Source organism: Nesterenkonia alkaliphila (assembly GCF_009758175.1).
GTDB classification, from domain to species: domain Bacteria; phylum Actinomycetota; class Actinomycetes; order Actinomycetales; family Micrococcaceae; genus Nesterenkonia; species Nesterenkonia alkaliphila.
The window spans coordinates 1-15,769 of sequence record NZ_WRPM01000005.1 but is presented as its reverse complement, the minus strand read 5'-3'; the positions used below and the strand labels follow the sequence as shown (position 1 = coordinate 15,769).

18 protein-coding genes are annotated in these 15,769 nt (G+C 62.5%); 10 read left to right on the top strand and 8 right to left on the bottom strand.

Annotation, left to right across the window (positions count from 1 at the left end; genetic code table 11):
- The first annotated feature begins 25 nt into the window (after nt 1-25).
- The gene (locus tag GNZ21_RS00485; protein WP_157320348.1) at nt 26-739 is read left to right on the top strand and encodes a maleylpyruvate isomerase family mycothiol-dependent enzyme; all 714 of its coding nucleotides are present in this window, start codon (nt 26-28) and stop codon (nt 737-739) included.
- A gap of 142 nt (nt 740-881) precedes the next feature.
- Here GNZ21_RS00485 and GNZ21_RS00480 read toward each other — a convergent pair whose 3' ends face one another.
- Nucleotides 882-2,492, bottom strand: a complete 1,611-nt coding sequence (locus tag GNZ21_RS00480; RefSeq protein ID WP_157320346.1) for an HNH endonuclease signature motif containing protein — start codon at nt 2,490-2,492, stop codon at nt 882-884.
- 304 nt (nt 2,493-2,796) lie between these two features.
- Here GNZ21_RS00480 and GNZ21_RS00475 point away from each other — a divergent pair, with 304 nt between their 5' ends.
- Both GNZ21_RS00475 and GNZ21_RS00470 read left to right on the top strand, forming a co-directional pair.
- Nucleotides 2,797-3,090, top strand: coding sequence for a DUF1905 domain-containing protein (locus tag GNZ21_RS00475; RefSeq protein WP_157320344.1), 294 nt, complete (start codon nt 2,797-2,799; stop codon nt 3,088-3,090).
- A complete protein-coding gene (locus GNZ21_RS00470; RefSeq protein ID WP_157320342.1) occupies nt 3,087-3,818 on the top strand; it encodes an aminoglycoside 3'-phosphotransferase in 732 nt (243 codons plus the stop codon). The genes GNZ21_RS00475 and GNZ21_RS00470 overlap by 4 nt, the downstream gene beginning before the upstream one ends.
- Here GNZ21_RS00470 and GNZ21_RS00465 read toward each other — a convergent pair.
- Nucleotides 3,815-4,123: an MTH1187 family thiamine-binding protein gene (locus tag GNZ21_RS00465; protein WP_157320340.1), complete on the bottom strand. Its 309-nt coding sequence runs from the start codon at nt 4,121-4,123 to the stop codon at nt 3,815-3,817. The genes GNZ21_RS00470 and GNZ21_RS00465 overlap by 4 nt on opposite strands.
- A gap of 182 nt (nt 4,124-4,305) precedes the next feature.
- On the opposite strand from GNZ21_RS00465, the gene GNZ21_RS00460 reads away from it, so the two are divergent.
- Both GNZ21_RS00460 and GNZ21_RS00455 read left to right on the top strand, forming a co-directional pair.
- On the top strand, nt 4,306-5,034 hold the full coding sequence (locus GNZ21_RS00460; RefSeq protein ID WP_157320338.1) for a PIG-L deacetylase family protein: 729 nt from the start codon (nt 4,306-4,308) through the stop codon (nt 5,032-5,034).
- A gap of 61 nt (nt 5,035-5,095) precedes the next feature.
- Nucleotides 5,096-5,509 carry a helix-turn-helix domain-containing protein gene (locus tag GNZ21_RS00455; protein WP_157320336.1) on the top strand — a complete coding sequence of 138 codons (414 nt, stop codon included), beginning with the start codon at nt 5,096-5,098 and terminating at the stop codon, nt 5,507-5,509.
- Here GNZ21_RS00455 and GNZ21_RS00450 read toward each other — a convergent pair.
- Both GNZ21_RS00450 and GNZ21_RS00445 read right to left on the bottom strand, forming a co-directional pair.
- Complete coding sequence (locus GNZ21_RS00450; RefSeq protein WP_157320334.1) at nt 5,488-6,120, bottom strand: ClpP family protease; 633 nt, start codon at nt 6,118-6,120, stop codon at nt 5,488-5,490. The two genes, GNZ21_RS00455 and GNZ21_RS00450, sit on opposite strands and share 22 nt — an antisense overlap.
- The gene (locus tag GNZ21_RS00445) at nt 6,117-6,785 is read right to left on the bottom strand and encodes a ClpP family protease (RefSeq protein ID WP_157320323.1); all 669 of its coding nucleotides are present in this window, start codon (nt 6,783-6,785) and stop codon (nt 6,117-6,119) included. Before GNZ21_RS00445 ends, GNZ21_RS00450 begins: the two co-directional genes overlap by 4 nt.
- 142 nt (nt 6,786-6,927) lie before the next feature.
- On the opposite strand from GNZ21_RS00445, the gene GNZ21_RS00440 reads away from it, so the two are divergent.
- Nucleotides 6,928-7,830 (top strand): DMT family transporter, encoded by a 903-nt coding sequence (locus GNZ21_RS00440; protein ID WP_157320321.1) that lies wholly within the window; start codon nt 6,928-6,930, stop codon nt 7,828-7,830.
- Here GNZ21_RS00440 and GNZ21_RS00435 read toward each other — a convergent pair.
- The gene (locus tag GNZ21_RS00435) at nt 7,827-9,029 is read right to left on the bottom strand and encodes a calcium/sodium antiporter (RefSeq protein ID WP_188503734.1); all 1,203 of its coding nucleotides are present in this window, start codon (nt 9,027-9,029) and stop codon (nt 7,827-7,829) included. The genes GNZ21_RS00440 and GNZ21_RS00435 overlap by 4 nt on opposite strands.
- Nucleotides 9,030-9,176: 147 nt before the next feature.
- On the opposite strand from GNZ21_RS00435, the gene GNZ21_RS00430 reads away from it, so the two are divergent.
- Nucleotides 9,177-9,680 (top strand): DUF2505 domain-containing protein, encoded by a 504-nt coding sequence (locus GNZ21_RS00430; RefSeq protein ID WP_157320317.1) that lies wholly within the window; start codon nt 9,177-9,179, stop codon nt 9,678-9,680.
- Between the two features lie 107 nt (nt 9,681-9,787).
- Here GNZ21_RS00430 and pth read toward each other — a convergent pair whose 3' ends face one another.
- The 3 genes from pth to GNZ21_RS00415 all read right to left on the bottom strand — a co-directional run bounded on the left by pth (nt 9,788) and on the right by GNZ21_RS00415 (nt 12,644).
- Entirely contained in the window at nt 9,788-10,366 is a 579-nt protein-coding gene (gene pth, locus GNZ21_RS00425; RefSeq protein ID WP_157320315.1) for an aminoacyl-tRNA hydrolase, read from the bottom strand.
- A gap of 23 nt (nt 10,367-10,389) precedes the next feature.
- Nucleotides 10,390-11,028, bottom strand: a complete 639-nt coding sequence (locus GNZ21_RS00420; RefSeq protein WP_157320313.1) for a 50S ribosomal protein L25/general stress protein Ctc — start codon at nt 11,026-11,028, stop codon at nt 10,390-10,392.
- Nucleotides 11,029-11,291: 263 nt separating this feature from the next.
- Nucleotides 11,292-12,644 (bottom strand): 2-hydroxycarboxylate transporter family protein, encoded by a 1,353-nt coding sequence (locus GNZ21_RS00415; protein WP_157320311.1) that lies wholly within the window; start codon nt 12,642-12,644, stop codon nt 11,292-11,294.
- Nucleotides 12,645-12,789: 145 nt separating this feature from the next.
- On the opposite strand from GNZ21_RS00415, the gene GNZ21_RS00410 reads away from it, so the two are divergent.
- The 3 genes from GNZ21_RS00410 to GNZ21_RS00400 all read left to right on the top strand — a co-directional run bounded on the left by GNZ21_RS00410 (nt 12,790) and on the right by GNZ21_RS00400 (nt 15,649).
- Nucleotides 12,790-13,524 (top strand): GntR family transcriptional regulator, encoded by a 735-nt coding sequence (locus GNZ21_RS00410; protein ID WP_157320309.1) that lies wholly within the window; start codon nt 12,790-12,792, stop codon nt 13,522-13,524.
- A gap of 30 nt (nt 13,525-13,554) precedes the next feature.
- On the top strand, nt 13,555-14,418 hold the full coding sequence (locus GNZ21_RS00405; protein ID WP_157320307.1) for an HpcH/HpaI aldolase/citrate lyase family protein: 864 nt from the start codon (nt 13,555-13,557) through the stop codon (nt 14,416-14,418).
- 76 nt (nt 14,419-14,494) lie between these two features.
- A complete protein-coding gene (locus GNZ21_RS00400) occupies nt 14,495-15,649 on the top strand; it encodes a CaiB/BaiF CoA transferase family protein (protein WP_157320305.1) in 1,155 nt (384 codons plus the stop codon).
- Nucleotides 15,650-15,769: the final 120 nt, after the last annotated feature.

The following is a 15,769-nucleotide window of genomic DNA, read 5'->3' as shown; positions in this document are numbered from 1 at the left end:
CGCCCACTCCGGTATGCTCCAGACTGTGATCTCTCCCACTGGAAGGCCGTGGCTGGATGAGCTTGCCGCCGCCACTGAACAGTTCAGAGCCGTCATCGCCGCAGCTGAGCACGACCAGGAGGCCCTCGCCTCCTCCGTGGCGGCCTGCCCGGGCTGGGATCTGCGGGATCTCGCGGTGCACCTCGGCCGGACCCATCTGTGGGCTGCCCAGATTCTGGACGGCGCCGACCCCCGCAATCGCCCACAGGACGAGCCCGCCCCAGAAGAGCCTCTGCCCGCCTGGTACGGCCGCACCGCAGAGAGGATCCGCAAAGCCCTGGCTGAGGCGGGCCCGGACAAGCCCTGCTGGACTCTGGTGAAGGAGCAACGCAATGCACTGTTCTGGCAGCGCCGCCAGGTCCATGAGACCGTGGTGCACCTCTGGGACGCACACCACGCCCTGGGCAGGTCCACCGAGATCACTCCGGCACTTGCCTACGACGGAGTGGCCGAGGTCGCTGAGGTGATGTACCCGCGGATGCTGCGGGCCCAGCGGGTGCAGCCGCTGCCGAAGCAGCTTGTCCTCACCGCCACCGATCTCAGCGCTGAGCCGGTGAGGATCGGCGATGCTGGAGAGACTCTGGCCGTCCGTGCCCCTGCCGGGAAGCTCCTGCTGCTGGTGTGGCAGCGCATCCCCTGCAGCCCGCAGTACGGCGCCCCGGAGGCACAAGAGCTGATCAGCCAGTCCCTTGTCCCCTGATCCACTATGTCCCCTGCTCCACTATGAAGTTGTCAAGCAACACGCCCATGCCTGCCGCGGCAGAGGGCTCATAGGTCCGGCCGGAACTTGTCGGCACGCCCTGTATGCGCCCGTTGCTGCAACGGGAGCGCCGTACGCATGCTCAGTCTGCTGTCCCGGTGGCCCAGCTCGGCGGCGGATCTGTTGATCCCCCGGGAGGGTCGCTGCCGGTGTGCAGTCTCGGCAGCAGGCCGTGGCTCTTCACCTCGTGGTGATGGTGACAGAGCACCCAGGAGTTCTCACCACTGGTTTCGCCTCCGGTATCATGTGAGGTTCTGTGGTCTATCTCTGCAGTAGATGCCGGCTCCGTGCACCCGTGCACCTGGCACTGCTTATCCCGCAGCATCACTGCTGCTCGGAGGTTTCCCGTGACAAACCGTGCAGCAGATGAAGTCTTCAGGAGGTTGGGCCGGGAACGGATCTGCTGGACCAGATCGGCATGAAGCGTCCAGCGCGAATCCTCAGCACTGTCTGGAGTCGCTGCACCCCCAGACAGCCCCCGCATCGGATTCCTGCGGCCAAGTTTCACGATCCTCTCGACCTGCTCTGTGCCGTCCGGCCCGGTTGTGAGACCAGTGAGGTAATAGCTGTTCCGGGCTGTTGGGCTATTGACCAGGCGGCGAGCTTCTCCGGCGGGGAGTGTGTACCGGCCGTCGCTGCTGATGGCTGGGGCCTCGCTGTCACCGGTCAGCGTGCCTAGGGGGACCGTGATGTTGATGGTGGATTCCTGCCGGACAGCAACCGCGCCCTGAGCATCGCCCCTTCCACTGCCGGCTCCGATCCTCAGCCACTGAGCTAGGAGGTCAGCCGTACGCTGGGAGAACGTGCTCTGCTCTTGGGCGGGATCCTGGGGAGCCTCCGGACCCAGGGCCGGCTGAGGCTTCAACCCACCTGCGACCCCCTGTCTCCGTGGCGCCCTGCGGGCTGTGCTGTGCAGCCTGGTCTCAAGGTCAGCCAGAAACAGCGTCGGTAAGTAGGCCCTGAGCGTGGACATGCCGTTGTGGTGATGGGTGATAGCCACATGGCGCTGACTGCCGGCCCGCTCATAGCGCCGCTGGTGCCCTGCCGGGTCCTGCTCCGCCACGAAGTCACGGACCTGCTGATCGAGGGTGTTCTTGTTCTCACCTGTTGCTGCTGAGCAGAACTGCGTGTCCAGGGCCTCGGTGAGGGCTTTCTGAGCTGCGGAGTTCCCACTGTTGGTCTCGATGAGGTCACCGGCACCGGCGACTAGTTTTCGCATCCGGGTAAAGTCGAGCCTGCCCAGGCAGTACTGCTCCCATACCTGGGGCAGCCATTCCCGGGCGGTCTGTGCCACGCTGAGTACTCGGCGCACGTCATGATCAGTCATTCCGAGCAGCACCGCCGCCTCATGGTGCACAGTCTTCAGCACGGCCTGCTGCCTAAAGGTATGTGGCGCAGACTGTTCCTCCTCAGCGACCCGCCGGTCCCGGTAGTCCAGAAGATGAACCGTCCTTTGAGCCTCGGCCCGGCGGCTGCTGACTTCAGCGTGCCATGCCGCCATCAACTCAGGCTGCTTCTCCAGGCGCTCGTACCCAGCCGGCAGGACCGGCGGCTCCGCACAGTCCTCGACACCCGCGGCGGCCAGCGCAGGCGCCTCCCGGGCGTCCTCAACAGTCCGGCTGGAACCCGCAGGGGTCCCGGCTCCGTCTGATGTCGGAGCCACCCAGACTGCGGGGGCTGAGGGTGGTGGCATGTTCGCTTCCTCCTGTACTCCTATCTGTGATCCACATTACAGAGGGGGTCGGAGATGCTCCCGATCCCCCGGGGCACTCCGCTCAACTAGCTCGAACAGCCCATACCCAAGCTCCCGGGCCCATGAATCGCCCCAATCCCCATCCGGCCAGTCCCTACGCGGCCAGTCCACCTCCGGCCGCCGCACCAGTCACCACCGCAGCCCGCCGCCTTACTGATCACTGCAGCACCAGTCACCACCTCACCAGTCACCACCGCAGCCCACCACCACTCGGGCCACCACAGCACCGGCATACAGTAGGACCATGGAATGGCAGTTCGAGGCGGAGGTCGTCGAGTGGCGCGGGCCTGCTCCCTACCTCTTCGCGCCGCTGCCTAAGCAGCTCTCGGCCGAGCTCAAAGAAGCCGGCCGGCACCTCATGTACTGGGGGCAGCTCCCGGTAATCGCCACCATCGGCAGCACTGAGTTCAACACTGCGATGTGGCCCAAGGATGGACACTTTCTGCTGCCGCTGAAAGCAGCGGTCCGCCGCGCTGAGGGGATCAGCCTCGGGGACTGCCTCACCGGGAAAGTGCGCTTGCCCGAGGACCTGCCATGAGTATGGCCGGTGTTCCGCAGGCACCGGTCGAACTGCCCGCCGTTGTTCGGGAGCTAGCTGGCGGGGACGCCGTCGACCCAGTATGGCGCAATGAGCTCGGCGGCATCACCTTCAGGCTCTCAGGCGGTGAGACCACCCGCTACCTGAAGTGGCAGGACTATTCGGAACTGGGCCCGCTGGCTCGTAGCCACGTGAATCTGCGCGCCGAGGCCGAGCGTCTGACCTGGGCAGGAGAGTACACATCGGTGCCCCAGGTGTTAGAAGCCGGAGAGAACGACGACGCCGCCTGGCTGCTCACCGCCGGGATACGGGGACTGCCGGCTCTCCACCGGCGCTGGAGGCAGGAGCCTGAGACCGCAGTGCGCGCCATCGCCACCGGGCTGCGGCACCTGCACGAAGCGCTGCCGGTGGATGCCTGCCCGTTCCTGGGCGGCTGGGCAGAGGCCACAGGTGCCCAGCTGCCGGAACCGGATAGCCTGGTGGTCTGCCACGGCGACCCCTGCGTGCCGAACACCCTGATCAGTGCTGAGGGGCAATTCGCCGCTCATGTGGACCTGGGCCAGCTCGGCGTGGCCGACCGGTGGGCTGATCTGGCGATCGCCTCATACAGCATCAGCTGGCAGGTCAATTTTGCGCGGAGCTACGACGAGCTGTTCTTCGCCACCTACGGGGTGGAGCCGGATGAAAAGCGCCTGACGTTCTACCGGAGGCTCTGGGACGTCAGCTAGTCCAGCCCGCCCAGCTCCTCCTCGATCCGCCGCACCTTCTCGGTGAGCTGACCGGTGTGACCTGGCCGGATGTCGGCTTTGATCACCAGCGAGGTGCGCGGGGAGGTCTCAGCAACCACGTCAGTAGCACGCTTGATGACGCCAAAGACCTCGTCCCACTCCCCCTCGACAATGGTGAACATAGAGTTCAGCTCATATGGCAGTCCGGAGTCTCTGACGACTTTGACAGCCTCTGCCACAGCCTTGGTGACGGAGGCGTCGTCGTTCTCAGTGGTGGTGGGGGCAACGGAGAATGCAACTAACATCGTGTACTCGCTTCCCGCCCTGTCATGGCCTACACAAATGCTGCACATTTGCGCGGGGCCCGCATCCAGGGCTCTCGTTTCGCTCTGGGTTTCGCTCTGGCTCTCTGAATCCAGGCTACGCGTGACCACCTCTAATGTGAACAGCTCTGGCCGGGAGAGTGGAGCCGACATAGGCTGGGCCCATGGGCACTCTTCCATTCTTCGACGACAGCGAGATCCGCCGCGTGCTGTGCGTAGTAGCCCATCCTGACGATATGGAGTACGGCGCCTCTGCCGCTGTGGCCCGCTGGACGGCGCAGGGCATCAGTGTCTCCTACCTGCTGCTGACCGCTGGCGAGGCAGGAATGCGCAGCCTGAGCCCTGAGGAGGTGGCGCCACTGCTCACCCAGGAGCAGCGCGCTGCCTGCCAGGAGGTCGGTGTGCAGGACCTGACGGTGCTCGGCCTCCCCGACGGCATGCTTCAGCCGGACCTGGAGACACGGAGGCACATTGCCCGGCAGATCAGGAAGACCCGCCCTGATCTCGTCCTTACCCAACCCTGGGAGCTGCAGATGGGATGGGGGCTCAACCACGCCGATCATCGGGCTGCCGGGCTGGCCACGGTGGATGCTGTGCGCGACGCTGATAATCCCTGGGTCTTCCGCGAGCTGCTGGAGGATGAGGGCCTCGAACCCTGGGGCACCGACTGGCTGCTGGTGGCCAATGCCGAACCCAGCCACCTGATCGATGTCTCAGGGGAGCCTGCGGAGCCGGCGATCCGCTCCCTGCAGGCCCATGAGGCCTATCTGGCCGGGCTCGGCGACCACCCCGATCCGCGCGAGATGATCGAGGGGATGACCAGCGCTGCCGCCCAACACAGTGCGGATGCTGCTGCCAGCCACGCCCTGGGCGTGGCGGCCTACCGGATGTGACCCCTCTGCTGTGGGCAGAAGCCCTGTCCCCTGCGCGGAGGGACTCGGTAGCCTGAGCCTCATGGATGAGCTCGCACAGCGCAGAGGCAGCCGGACGCGGTGCCAGGCCCCGCTGGACCCCCGGCTTGCTCAGCCGCTGTGGCGCGAGGTGCTGGGAGCCCGGCTCCGCCGGCTGCGCAAACAGCGCGGACTCACCCTGACCGAGCTGGCCGCCAGATCCGGGGTCTCGGCCCAGTACCTCTCGGAGGTCGAGCGCGGCCGCAAGGAGCCCTCCTCCGAGATGATCGCCGCCATCACCGGGGCCCTGGGGCTGACCCTGATTCAGCTGACCTCCCACGTAGCCGATGAGCTGCAGCGGACCTCGTTCAGCAGCCGGCTCTCCGCGCCGCTGTCCTCCACCCAGAGCCCCGCCGTCTCCACCTCGCTGCCGCAGCTGAGCACCGCCGGCACCCCTCAGCTGTCCCTGGTGGCCTGAGGCCTTCCGCCCAGCAGCTCCGGCCTGCCGCGCAGCACCTCATCGGCCAGTCCATAGGCCACTGCCGCCTCCGCAGTGAAGACCCGGTCCCGGGCGGTGTCCCGGCGCAGCAGCTCGGCAGGCTGCCCTGTGTGCTCAGCAAGGACCTGCTCAATCTCCCCGCGCACCCTCACCAGCTCATCAGCGTGCAGAATCAGATCCGGGATCGGCGCCCGTCCGGTATTGATGGCAGGCTGGTGCAGCACGATCCTGGTATGCGGCAGCACCGCCCGGCTGCCCGGGGCTCCCCCGGCCAGCAGCACCGCCCCGGCGGCAAAGGCCTGACCCACACACGTGGTGGCCACCGGTGAGCCGATGTACTGCATCGTGTCGTAGATGGCCATCATCGCCGAAGGGTCTCCGCCCTCGCAGTGGATATAGAGATTCACCGGGGCCTCGGCCGATTCGGCCTCCAAGTGCAGCAGCTGGGCGATCACTGCATTGGCCACCCCGGAGTCGATGGCTGTGCCCAGGTAGATGATCCGCTCGGCCAGCAGCTGCGAGTAGACGTCCATCACTCGTTCGCCCCGGGCATCGCGGGTCACCACATGCGGAATGGTGTAACTGCTCATGACCAGCCTCCCTGCCAGGACTGCGGACACGGGTACGAGGCCGCCTGCTCCACTGCCGCGGTCAGGCCCAGCGGGTGCCGGCCGGCCACCGGCGCGATCGCGCCGAAGTCGGTGACGATCTGGTCGATGAATCCGTAGTCCCTGGCCTGGGCTGCGGTGTACCAGCGGTCACGCAGCGAGTCTTCAAAAACCCGCTGCACCGGCTGGCCGGTGTCGGAGGCGATGATGCCCAGCACCGTGTCTCGCGTATCGCGCAGCTCCTCGGCCGCCAGCTCCACATCGGCCGCGCTCCCGCCGATGCCGGAGGAGCCTTGGTGCAGCAAGATCTTGGCATGCGGCAGGGCGAATCGGCGCCCCGGCGCCCCTGCGGAGAGCAGGAACTGTCCGGCGCTGGCGGCCATGCCCAGCGCCAGGGTGGAGACCTGATTGGGGATGCTCCGCATAATGTCGCGGATGGCCAGCATGGCCGGCACTGAGCCACCCGGTGAGTTGATCCACAGCCAGATGCCGTGCCCGGGCTGGTCTGCGGCGATGGTCAGCAGTTTGGCCATCAGCCAGGCGGCGTTGTCATCTTCTAGGGCGGAGTCCAGCACCAGCACACGGCGGTGGGCCAGCTCCTCCCGCATCTGGCCGGTCAACTGCCGGCCGGTGTTCTCTTCGCTCATATCCCCAGCCTGCCCGCGGGATGCCTTCCGCACGCGGTTTCTCTGCTGCGGGCAGTTCTGCCCTCAGCAGCAGCCCGGCCGGGAATCGACGCCGCCGAAGGCGAGTTGAGCATGATGTGATCCATGACCTCAGGCAGCGGCGATGACCTCTCCAGCCAGCACTGTGGCTGGCACCCGCACCCTTCTCCCGGCGGCAGCAATCCTCACCACCGTACTGATGTGGGCCTCCACGTTTGTGATCATGCGTGCCGCTGCCCCGGAGATCTCCCCCGGTCCGCTGGCGCTGATCCGGCTGACGGCGGGCTCCCTGACGCTTACGCTGCTCATCGGCCTGATGCGCCGCGGCCGGTTCCGGATCCCACGCGGCAGGCCCCTCTGGCTGACCCTGGCGTTCGGAGTCAGCTGGTTCGCCGTCTATACAGTGGTCTTCAACTGGGCTGGGCACTATCTCGACGCCGGGACCGTAGCGATGGTGGTCAATTTCGCCCCGCTGCTGGTGGGGATCGGTGCGGTGGTCTTCTTCAAGGAGGCTTTCAGCCGACGGCTGTTCCTGGGCATGCTCATCTCGCTGCTCGGCATCGGCCTGATCACTGTGGCCGGGTCCACGGGTCAGCTGGCGATGGTGGGACTGCTGATCGCCTTCGCCGCTGCGCTGCTCTACGCCGGAGGCATGCTGCTGCAGAAGCTGGCCCTGCGCAGCGTGGACGCGCTGACCGCCACTTGGCTGGGCTGTGCGGCGGGCACCCTGGCCCTGCTCCCATTCCTTCCCCAGACGCTCGGCGAACTCCCCGAGCTCTCGGCCGGCACTCTGGCCGGCGCGGTGTACATGGGAATCGGCCCCTCCGCCCTGGGCTTCTGGTTCTGGGGCTATGCGATGAATCATTTCCCCACCGGTAGGGTGGCCTCCGCGACTCTGGCGGTGCCTGCCGTGGTGGTTCTGATGTCGGCGGTGACGCTGAACGAGGTCCCACCGCTGCTGGCGATCATCGGCGGGGCCATCGCACTGGCCGGTGTGGCGGCAGCCCAGTTCCGGCTCCGCCGCTAGGTGACTCTGGTCTCGGGGGCGGGCCCTGCGAGTTCAGGAGGTGGGGCGGCGTCGTCGTTCCTGGTCTCCCGCTGTGTCTTTTTGGCTCGTCTCCGGCCCAGCTCGTAGCCGGCCACCGCGGCAATCCAGAGGGCAGTGATGGGCAGCACGAAGCCGAGCATGGCTGCGCTGAACGGGCGCAGCACCTGGTGCTCCGCTGCTGCCAGCACCAGGTAGATCACATAGGCCACGTACATGGCAGTCATCAGGAAGCCCTCCCAGCGGACGATGGCCTGACCGGTGAAGGCCAGCGGCAGCAGCACCAGGGCCACTGCGATCATCACCGGCAGGTCGAAGTTGATCGCCGCGGTCTCCACCGCCACTCCATCCGGGGCGATCATGCTGGTCAGCCCGATCACTGCTCCGATGTTGAAGATGTTTGAGCCCACCAAGTTGCCCACTGCCATATCGCGCTCACCGCGCACGGCTGCGATGACGGAGGTGGCCAGCTCCGGCAGCGAGGTGCCGATGGCCACGATGGTCAGCCCGATGATCAGGTCGCTGACGCCCAGTGCCGAGGCGATGGAAGTGGCGGAGCTGACCAGGAACTGAGCGCCGAGCACCAGCATGGCCACGCCCAGGCCCACTAGGGCGAGGTCCACGGTGGTGGAGCGCAGCTTGGTGGCCCGCAGCTTGGCGGTGAGCCTGCCTGCGCCCTCACTGAGCACCTCCTCCACTGCCAGCTGCGGATCAATACCGCGCCTGGTCTGCCGGCGTGCGAACCAAATGGTGCCCACGAGATAGGCCAGCAGCAGGCCGAAGAGGATGATGCCGTCCAGCAGCGAGAACCCACCGTCTGCGGCCAGGGCCAGGGCCAGTACGGAGAAGCCGATCATGATCGGGATATCGGCTTTGATCAGCTGCACTTTGACCAGCAGGGCGCCGAAGATCGCGGTCAGGCCCATCACGAAGAGGATATTGGCGATATTGGAACCCACCACATTGCCCACAGCCAGTCCCGGGGAGCCGGTGAAGGCTGCTCCCACGCTGACGGCAAGCTCAGGAGCGGAGGTGGCGAAAGCCACGACGGTCAGCCCGATGATTAGCGAGGACATACCTATGGTCTTGCCCAGGGAGGCGGCCCCGCGGACCAGCGCCTCGCCGCCCATCACAAGAAGGACAAGGCCGCTGATCAGCAGAATAAGGCTTGAGACCGTCACCATGCTTATGATACCCGCAGGTCAGCGCCATGCAGAAGGGCTGTCCCCCACTTATGCGGGCCCAGCGGGCGGTAGGATATGCGGTGGACCTGAGGGACCGTATATGCCTGCCCTACCTAAGACCTGCCCTACCTATGAGGAGCCACTATGGCCATTGAAGCTGAGAAAGTGATTCCGCACTCTGTGGAGAAGATCGTGGAGGCCTACTCCAGTGAGGCTTTCCACAACCACCTCGCCGGCAAGGTCGGCTCCGAGCTGAAGAGCTTTGAGGTGACCAGGTCTGCTGACGGCGGGTTCGTCATCAGCTCGGTGCAGCAGATGCCCGCCGATAAGCTGCCCTCCCTGGCCCAGAAAGTGTTCAAGGGCAATGTGACGGTGAACATCACCGACACCTGGAGCGCCCCTGACTCATCCGGATCCCGCCGCTCTGATACTGATGTGACCATCTCCGGAGCGCCGGTGAAGGCCGTGGCCTCGCAGAACCTGCATGCCCGCGGGGAGACTGAGACGCTCTCCACGGTGCGCGGTGATGTGGATGTGAAGGTCCCACTGATCGGCAAGAAGCTCAAGACCCAGGCTGAGCCTTATATCGCCAAGTTTGTGGAGCTGCAGGCCAAAGAGGTCAGCAAGTTTATCGAGAGCCGGGGCTGACCCGCGGCCCAGACCGGCTCCGCTGGTTTATCAGGGACCTATCGGAATTTCAGCACTCCATGGAGGCCTGATTTTCCGATAACCTCCTGATTTTCACCGATGGGCGTTCAGTGGAAACGATTCTGCGCAGTGGTGAGGTCCTCCTGGAGGACTGATTCCACGGCGTCGGCTGCTCTGCTGATGAACTCCGGGAGTTCCTTCTGCTCCGCGGCCGAGAACTTCTGCAGCACGTAGTCCGCGCTGGACATCTGCCCGGGCGGGCGACCGATGCCCAGCCGCACCCGGATGTAGTTGCGGTCCCCGCCCAGGTGCTGGGTGATCGACTTCAGCCCGTTGTGCCCACCCTCGGAGCCGCCGCGCTTGAGCTTGAGCCGGCCGAAGTCGATATCCAGCTCGTCGTGGACCACCAGCAGCTGCTCCGGCGGCACGGAGAAGTAGTCCATGACCTTGCGGAAGGGCTCTCCTGAGGTGTTCATGTAGCCCTCGGAGATCGCAAAGACCGCTTTGGGCCCGCCCTGGCCCAGCTGCGCGCCGACTGCCTTGGCGCCGACCTTGGTGCGCTGGTAGCTGGCACCCATCCGGTCCAGCAGCTCGTCAAGCACCATCTGGCCGATATTGTGCCGGGTGTGCTGATAGCGGGCCCCGGGATTGCCGAGACCCGCTATCAGCCATGCATTGTCTGCCATAGGCCTAGCCTACCCAGCAGAGATCACTCTGCGTCCGAGTCGCCCTCGGAGTCGCCGGACTGCTCGCCCTCAGCCTCAGGGCTGCCACCCTCGGCTGCCTCGGCGTCCTCATCCTCCAGCGGCTGCTCCTGCGGCTCATAGATGGAAACCACCGGGGACTCGAGGTCGCCCAGGGCAAGCTCGGTGCCCTCGGGCAGGATCAGCGCATCGGGCAGCGCGTTCTCGTTGCGGCCGGTGATGTCGATGCTGACGGAGTCGGGCAGGCTCAGTGCATCGGCCTCCACCGGGACGCTGGGCTGGTCGAGCATGTACTCGTAACCATCGGCGGGCTCACCGATAACCTCCACGGGCACATCGACGACGATCTTCTCACCCTTGCGCACGGCCAGCAGGTCCAGGTGCACGATCCAGGGCTTGATGGGGTCGCGCTGAATGTCCTTAGGCACCACCATCTGCTCGTCACCCTCAATGTCCAGGGTGATCAGGGCGTTGGGGTTGCGCACGGCCAGAGCGGTCTCGTGCCCGGGCAGCAGCACGTGGCGCGGGTCGTCGCCGTGGCCGTAGATGACGGCGGGGATCTTGTCCTCGCGGCGAGCGCGGCGGGCGGAGCCCTTGCCGAACTCGGTGCGAGTCTCAGCGGAGATCTGAATCTTGTCAGCCATAATTTTCCTTCTTCAGCGGATTGTCTTCGCCAGGCTGATCAGAAGGAGAGAAGATCACTACGGCACCAGATACAGCCGTGTGAGAAGCTCGCCTTGTCGATCACGGGGCTGGTGTCAGATGACGACGCCGCCCCCTCGCCTGGGCACAGCTAGTCACTTTACCTCATCTACATCGCTAGAGCGACTTGCCGCTCTGACGCCTTCCTCCTCAAGCTGAAGTATATCGGGAGCCTCGCGTTCGCGACCGGGACGAGCCAACCCAATCAGCCCAGGAATGGCAGAAGGAACGACATGACCAAAAGCATGAACGCGCCACCCAGCCGACTGGATATCTGCAGGAATGGCATAAGCTCTAGTCGATTTGCGGCACTGAGAACAGCCACGTCCCCGGTGCCACCCATATCAGTCATTCCCAGCCCAATGGAAACAGAGGACTCCAGGTAGTACATCTTCACCAGACGACCCAAGAATCCTGAAGCCACGGCTGCAACTACAACCGTCACAACCACCAGAATCAAATACGTCACGTCACCGAACAGCACCAACAGTTCAGCGATATCCAGGTACGCTACGCCAACTCCAACCAACAAGGCAGCAGTGAGTGTACTGGCGACGAAACTGTACCAGCGGACCACAGCTTCTTCGAACGCTTGAGGGAGAAGTCCAAAGATTTTGATGAACGCTGCCAATAAAATAGTCCAGGCATAGGAGTGAATAGCAGGCGTAAACGAAGCTATTATGGCGCCGAGAATAAACAATACCCCAGATATCACCAAGCCAACTGACAACATACGAAAAGTCCCCGAACTCTCTCGCCCACGCAGCTCAAAGTCCTTGGGGTCGCCTTCGACCTTGATCAGGTTTCCATTGCCGTTGAAGCCGACGAACCACGTCTTCCCACTCTGGGCCATGCCGTTGTAGATACCTGCCACGACAATCGCAAGCACGTTCGCCACAACAATCGCCGGAACTATCTGGGAAAGGTAGTCACCAGCTTCACCGCCGAGCTGCTGAGCATACATCTCTGACATCGGCACTGCGCCCGCGCCGATACCACCCCCCAATATCGGTCCAGCTAGGAGGAGTATGCCATCTCGCAGACCAAACCCAATCAGCGTTGCTAGACCCCCAATCACCAGGAACACGACAATAACCGTACCCACCAGTGGTACTGCGTATCTAACCCCTGCCTTGATAAGTATCTGGCGAGGCATTCCCAGTATGCTCCCAGAAATCAGAGCAGCAATGTAAAAATTTATAAATCCAGACTCCGAAGTAAATGTCTGAATTACATCTTCCATCGACTGCGGCATCAGACCAAAGTAAATGAGCACCGATGGCACGATGATGCACAGGACCGTGGGGAGCCCATACTTCTTAATTACAGGAACTCGCTCCCCCATCCACCACAACAGAGCCCCGAGCACCATAACAACAGTGAAGCCTGAGATGATCTCATTCGGCATGGCGTCCAATAGCGAAGCCGCAACGATGGCAGCGAGTAACAGTAAAAACCACGGGAGTCTCATCCCGAGAATGCGCGAGGGCACTTCATCCTCACGTAGCGCCGTGTCAGATCTGCCACTCTGCTCCGGACGATTCTCCTGCTGAGACATAATGCCTCTCCTTCCTCGCGTTATCCCCTGAGGGAACCCTGACCTGCTACTTCAGTTCTCACCAGACGCCACTAGCGCCGAATTGTGACCTGCAGCACACTTAACGTAGCATACGGTATACAGTAGACAGAAGGGGGAGGAAGTCATGCACATGCAGTTGAGGAACCGACCAATAGGGGAGCGCCTCGCGGAGATCTTGCGCAAGGCAATCCTTGACGGCGAACTCCCACCAGGCACAGAGATTCGCCAGGAAGCACTAGCGAAACAGCACGGCATCTCCCGAATCCCTGTTCGCGAAGCACTACAGCTGCTTGAGCGAGATGGATTCTTGGTAATGAAGCCGAACCGTAGAGCAGTCGTGGCAGGAGTGTCGGACGGAGACCTGAAGGATCACTATGAGGTCCGAGCGCTCGTCGAGGGCGCACTGGCCCGCCGTGCAGCCGAAAATCTGAAGGATCCACAAGAACTGCAGGACGCGCATCTAATCGGTGAGCAACTCATGAACTCGACGGACGCTTCCGCTCTGGTACGTGCCAACGAGATCTTTCATCGAGCAGTTTGGGAGGCGGCAGAGAGCGCCAGACTCTACTCGATCGCCAACCAACTCTGGACCGGGATCCCTCCATACCGCGTACTACTACTTCCGAGCGGAGCAAATGCATCGATTCAGGAGCACTCAATGATCCTGGAGGCGATCATCACGCATAATCCGGAATCAGCGCAGAAACGTATGAGCGACCATATCCTCGGTGCGCGGGACGATGTGCTTAACGCCCGAAAAGCGAGTGACGATGCAGGCCGCGCTCCGAGCACAGAAACCCCGCAACCGGAAGACCTCCCGAGCGGGGCCGGTTTACCAGAGACCAACCCGCTTGCTTAGTGAGCCCGCTGCAGCCCCAAAGGAGAACTAATGCTTGACCAACTCACTGCCCCCCTGTTTGTGCCAGCTACCCGCCCAGATCGCATAAGCAAAGCATGCGTGAGCGGCGCCGATGCCATCATCATTGACCTTGAGGATGCTGTTGCCAAATCCGAGAAAGCGACAGCTCGGAACCTACTCCGGCAGCAGCTACCTAGTATTCACACCGGCGCGGTACCTGTAGGTCTTCGCATCAACAGTGTTGCTGCAGAGCACTTTCCGGCCGATGCAGAGCTCGCCGCTGAGTTGCAGGATCTTCTAGACTTCGTAGTCCTGCCAGAAGTTCAGGGTCCCGATTGCCTTCAAAGTCTGGATGATAAGCTCGGGACCCCTCCCGATAAACTCCCGATACTCGCCCTCATTGAGTCGAGTCGAGGTCTCATCAATGCTGCTGAAATCGCCGAACACCCCACCGTCAGAAGGCTAGCTCTCGGCGCAGCAGACTTGTCCAACGAATGGGAGATCGAGCCAACACCTGGTGCCGTGGAATTCGACTACCCCCGGCAGAAACTGGTGATTGCCTCTCGCGCTGCCGGCCTCAATGGTCCGCTCGACACACCCCATATGAATGTCCGTGATCGAGAGGGTCTTGCGCAGAGGATGCCAGCCATCGTCCGGAACGGCATGAAGGGCAAACTCTGCATACATCCTGACCAAGTGGCGACTGTGAGGCGGGCATTCCTCCCCACAGATCAAGAGTACTCCCGCCTTTGCACCCTGATCGACGCCTTCGAGAAAGCCGAAGCAGAGGGCGTTGCTTCTATTCGACTTATAGATGGTAGTTTTATAGACTACCCGGTCTATCAAAGGGCTAAAAAACATATCGCCTCATATGACGCTTTTCACGCTCGGTGAGTCCAATATTTAAGTCCAACTACGACATACCTAAGAACGCGGCGTCGCCGTTCTTAGACTACAGATTGGGGAATACATGATCTTGGAAGGCGTTCGGGTTCTTGACCTTTCCCGCCTCGTTGCAGGAAATCAGCTGAGTCTCCTTCTTGCTGATTTTGGAGCCGACGTGATTAAGGCTGAGGCCCAAGGAAGTGGAGACACCCTGCGGAATTGGAGAACCCTGGGAGTAGAGACCTACTGGAAGACATACGCACGCAACAAGCGAAGCATCGAGGTGAATTTAAAGGATGATAGACACTTAGATACCCTTAAGAAGCTGGTCACAGTCGCAGACGTCATTATCGACAGTTTCAAACCTGGAGATATGGATAAATTCGGACTTTCGGACAGTGTGTTGCGAGAAATTAATCCTTCGCTCATCATTGTTCATATCTCTGGGTGGGGTCGCACTGGTTCGCGCGCCACTATGCCTGGATTCGGAACGCTGATCGAAGCTGCGTCAGGTATGGCGGATCGCACCGGAGACCCTGATGGGCCGCCCCAACTTCCTCCCGGCGCATTCGCAGATATGGTGGCAGGCACCTTTGGAGCCTTCGCAGTGGCAGCCGCGCTATATGGACGGTCAGCAGATCATGGCGAAGTCATTGACCTATCGCTTTTCGAGCCACTTTTTGCCATCATGGGCCCTCAAGCAGCTGACTACGCTTTGACGGGGGAGGCTCCGAGGCGCCTGGGAAGCCGCCTCAACTCCACAGCTCCGCGCAATGTATACCAATGTAAGGACGGAAAATGGGTTGCACTGTCCGGCTCAACTCAGGCGATGACAGAGCGGCTCTTCAGGGCCATTGGCCAAGATTCCCTCATCGAAGATCCGAGGTTCGCAACTAATAGTGACCGTGTGAAGAACGTCGAGGAGTTGGATGACTATATCTCTCAGTACTTTTCCGAACACGAACGCGAAGAGGCCTTGAACCACCTCATGAATGAAGGTGTCACAGTTGGTCCTGTTTCTAATATCGGTGAGCTAGCCTCCTCGGAGTACTTCGAAAGTCGAGAGATCCTTGTCGGCGAGGGGGAGAACGTTATGCACAATATTGTCCCTCGACTTCAAACTGCACCGGGAAAGATCTATCGCCCCGCGCCTACCCTCGGTCAGCATACGCGAGAGGTAATTTCCGAAGTAAATAACCCCGATGAGGTTGAAGACTATATGGCTCGACTGGGAAAGTAGGGACGGTCGGAGCGCTGCACCTCAGCACGATTCAATGTGGGAAGTGTGGCCCTCAATTGGGCTCTTCACTATTGATGGTGTGGACCGGTTGGTCTGACTCCTAAGGGATGTGGCGGCTCA

Coding starts and splice junctions, on each gene's coding strand:
- GNZ21_RS00480 (WP_157320346.1), bottom strand. CDS start 2,492: ATGCCACCACCCTCAGCCCCCGCAGTCTGGGTGGCTCCGACATCAGAC.
- GNZ21_RS00475 (WP_157320344.1), top strand. CDS start 2,797: ATGGAATGGCAGTTCGAGGCGGAGGTCGTCGAGTGGCGCGGGCCTGCT.
- GNZ21_RS00470 (WP_157320342.1), top strand. CDS start 3,087: ATGAGTATGGCCGGTGTTCCGCAGGCACCGGTCGAACTGCCCGCCGTT.
- GNZ21_RS00465 (WP_157320340.1), bottom strand. CDS start 4,123: ATGTTAGTTGCATTCTCCGTTGCCCCCACCACCACTGAGAACGACGAC.
- GNZ21_RS00460 (WP_157320338.1), top strand. CDS start 4,306: ATGGGCACTCTTCCATTCTTCGACGACAGCGAGATCCGCCGCGTGCTG.
- GNZ21_RS00455 (WP_157320336.1), top strand. CDS start 5,096: ATGGATGAGCTCGCACAGCGCAGAGGCAGCCGGACGCGGTGCCAGGCC.
- GNZ21_RS00450 (WP_157320334.1), bottom strand. CDS start 6,120: ATGAGCAGTTACACCATTCCGCATGTGGTGACCCGCGATGCCCGGGGC.
- GNZ21_RS00445 (WP_157320323.1), bottom strand. CDS start 6,785: ATGAGCGAAGAGAACACCGGCCGGCAGTTGACCGGCCAGATGCGGGAG.
- GNZ21_RS00440 (WP_157320321.1), top strand. CDS start 6,928: ATGACCTCTCCAGCCAGCACTGTGGCTGGCACCCGCACCCTTCTCCCG.
- GNZ21_RS00430 (WP_157320317.1), top strand. CDS start 9,177: ATGGCCATTGAAGCTGAGAAAGTGATTCCGCACTCTGTGGAGAAGATC.
- pth (WP_157320315.1), bottom strand. CDS start 10,366: ATGGCAGACAATGCATGGCTGATAGCGGGTCTCGGCAATCCCGGGGCC.
- GNZ21_RS00420 (WP_157320313.1), bottom strand. CDS start 11,028: ATGGCTGACAAGATTCAGATCTCCGCTGAGACTCGCACCGAGTTCGGC.
- GNZ21_RS00415 (WP_157320311.1), bottom strand. CDS start 12,644: ATGTCTCAGCAGGAGAATCGTCCGGAGCAGAGTGGCAGATCTGACACG.
- GNZ21_RS00410 (WP_157320309.1), top strand. CDS start 12,790: ATGCACATGCAGTTGAGGAACCGACCAATAGGGGAGCGCCTCGCGGAG.
- GNZ21_RS00405 (WP_157320307.1), top strand. CDS start 13,555: ATGCTTGACCAACTCACTGCCCCCCTGTTTGTGCCAGCTACCCGCCCA.
- GNZ21_RS00400 (WP_157320305.1), top strand. CDS start 14,495: ATGATCTTGGAAGGCGTTCGGGTTCTTGACCTTTCCCGCCTCGTTGCA.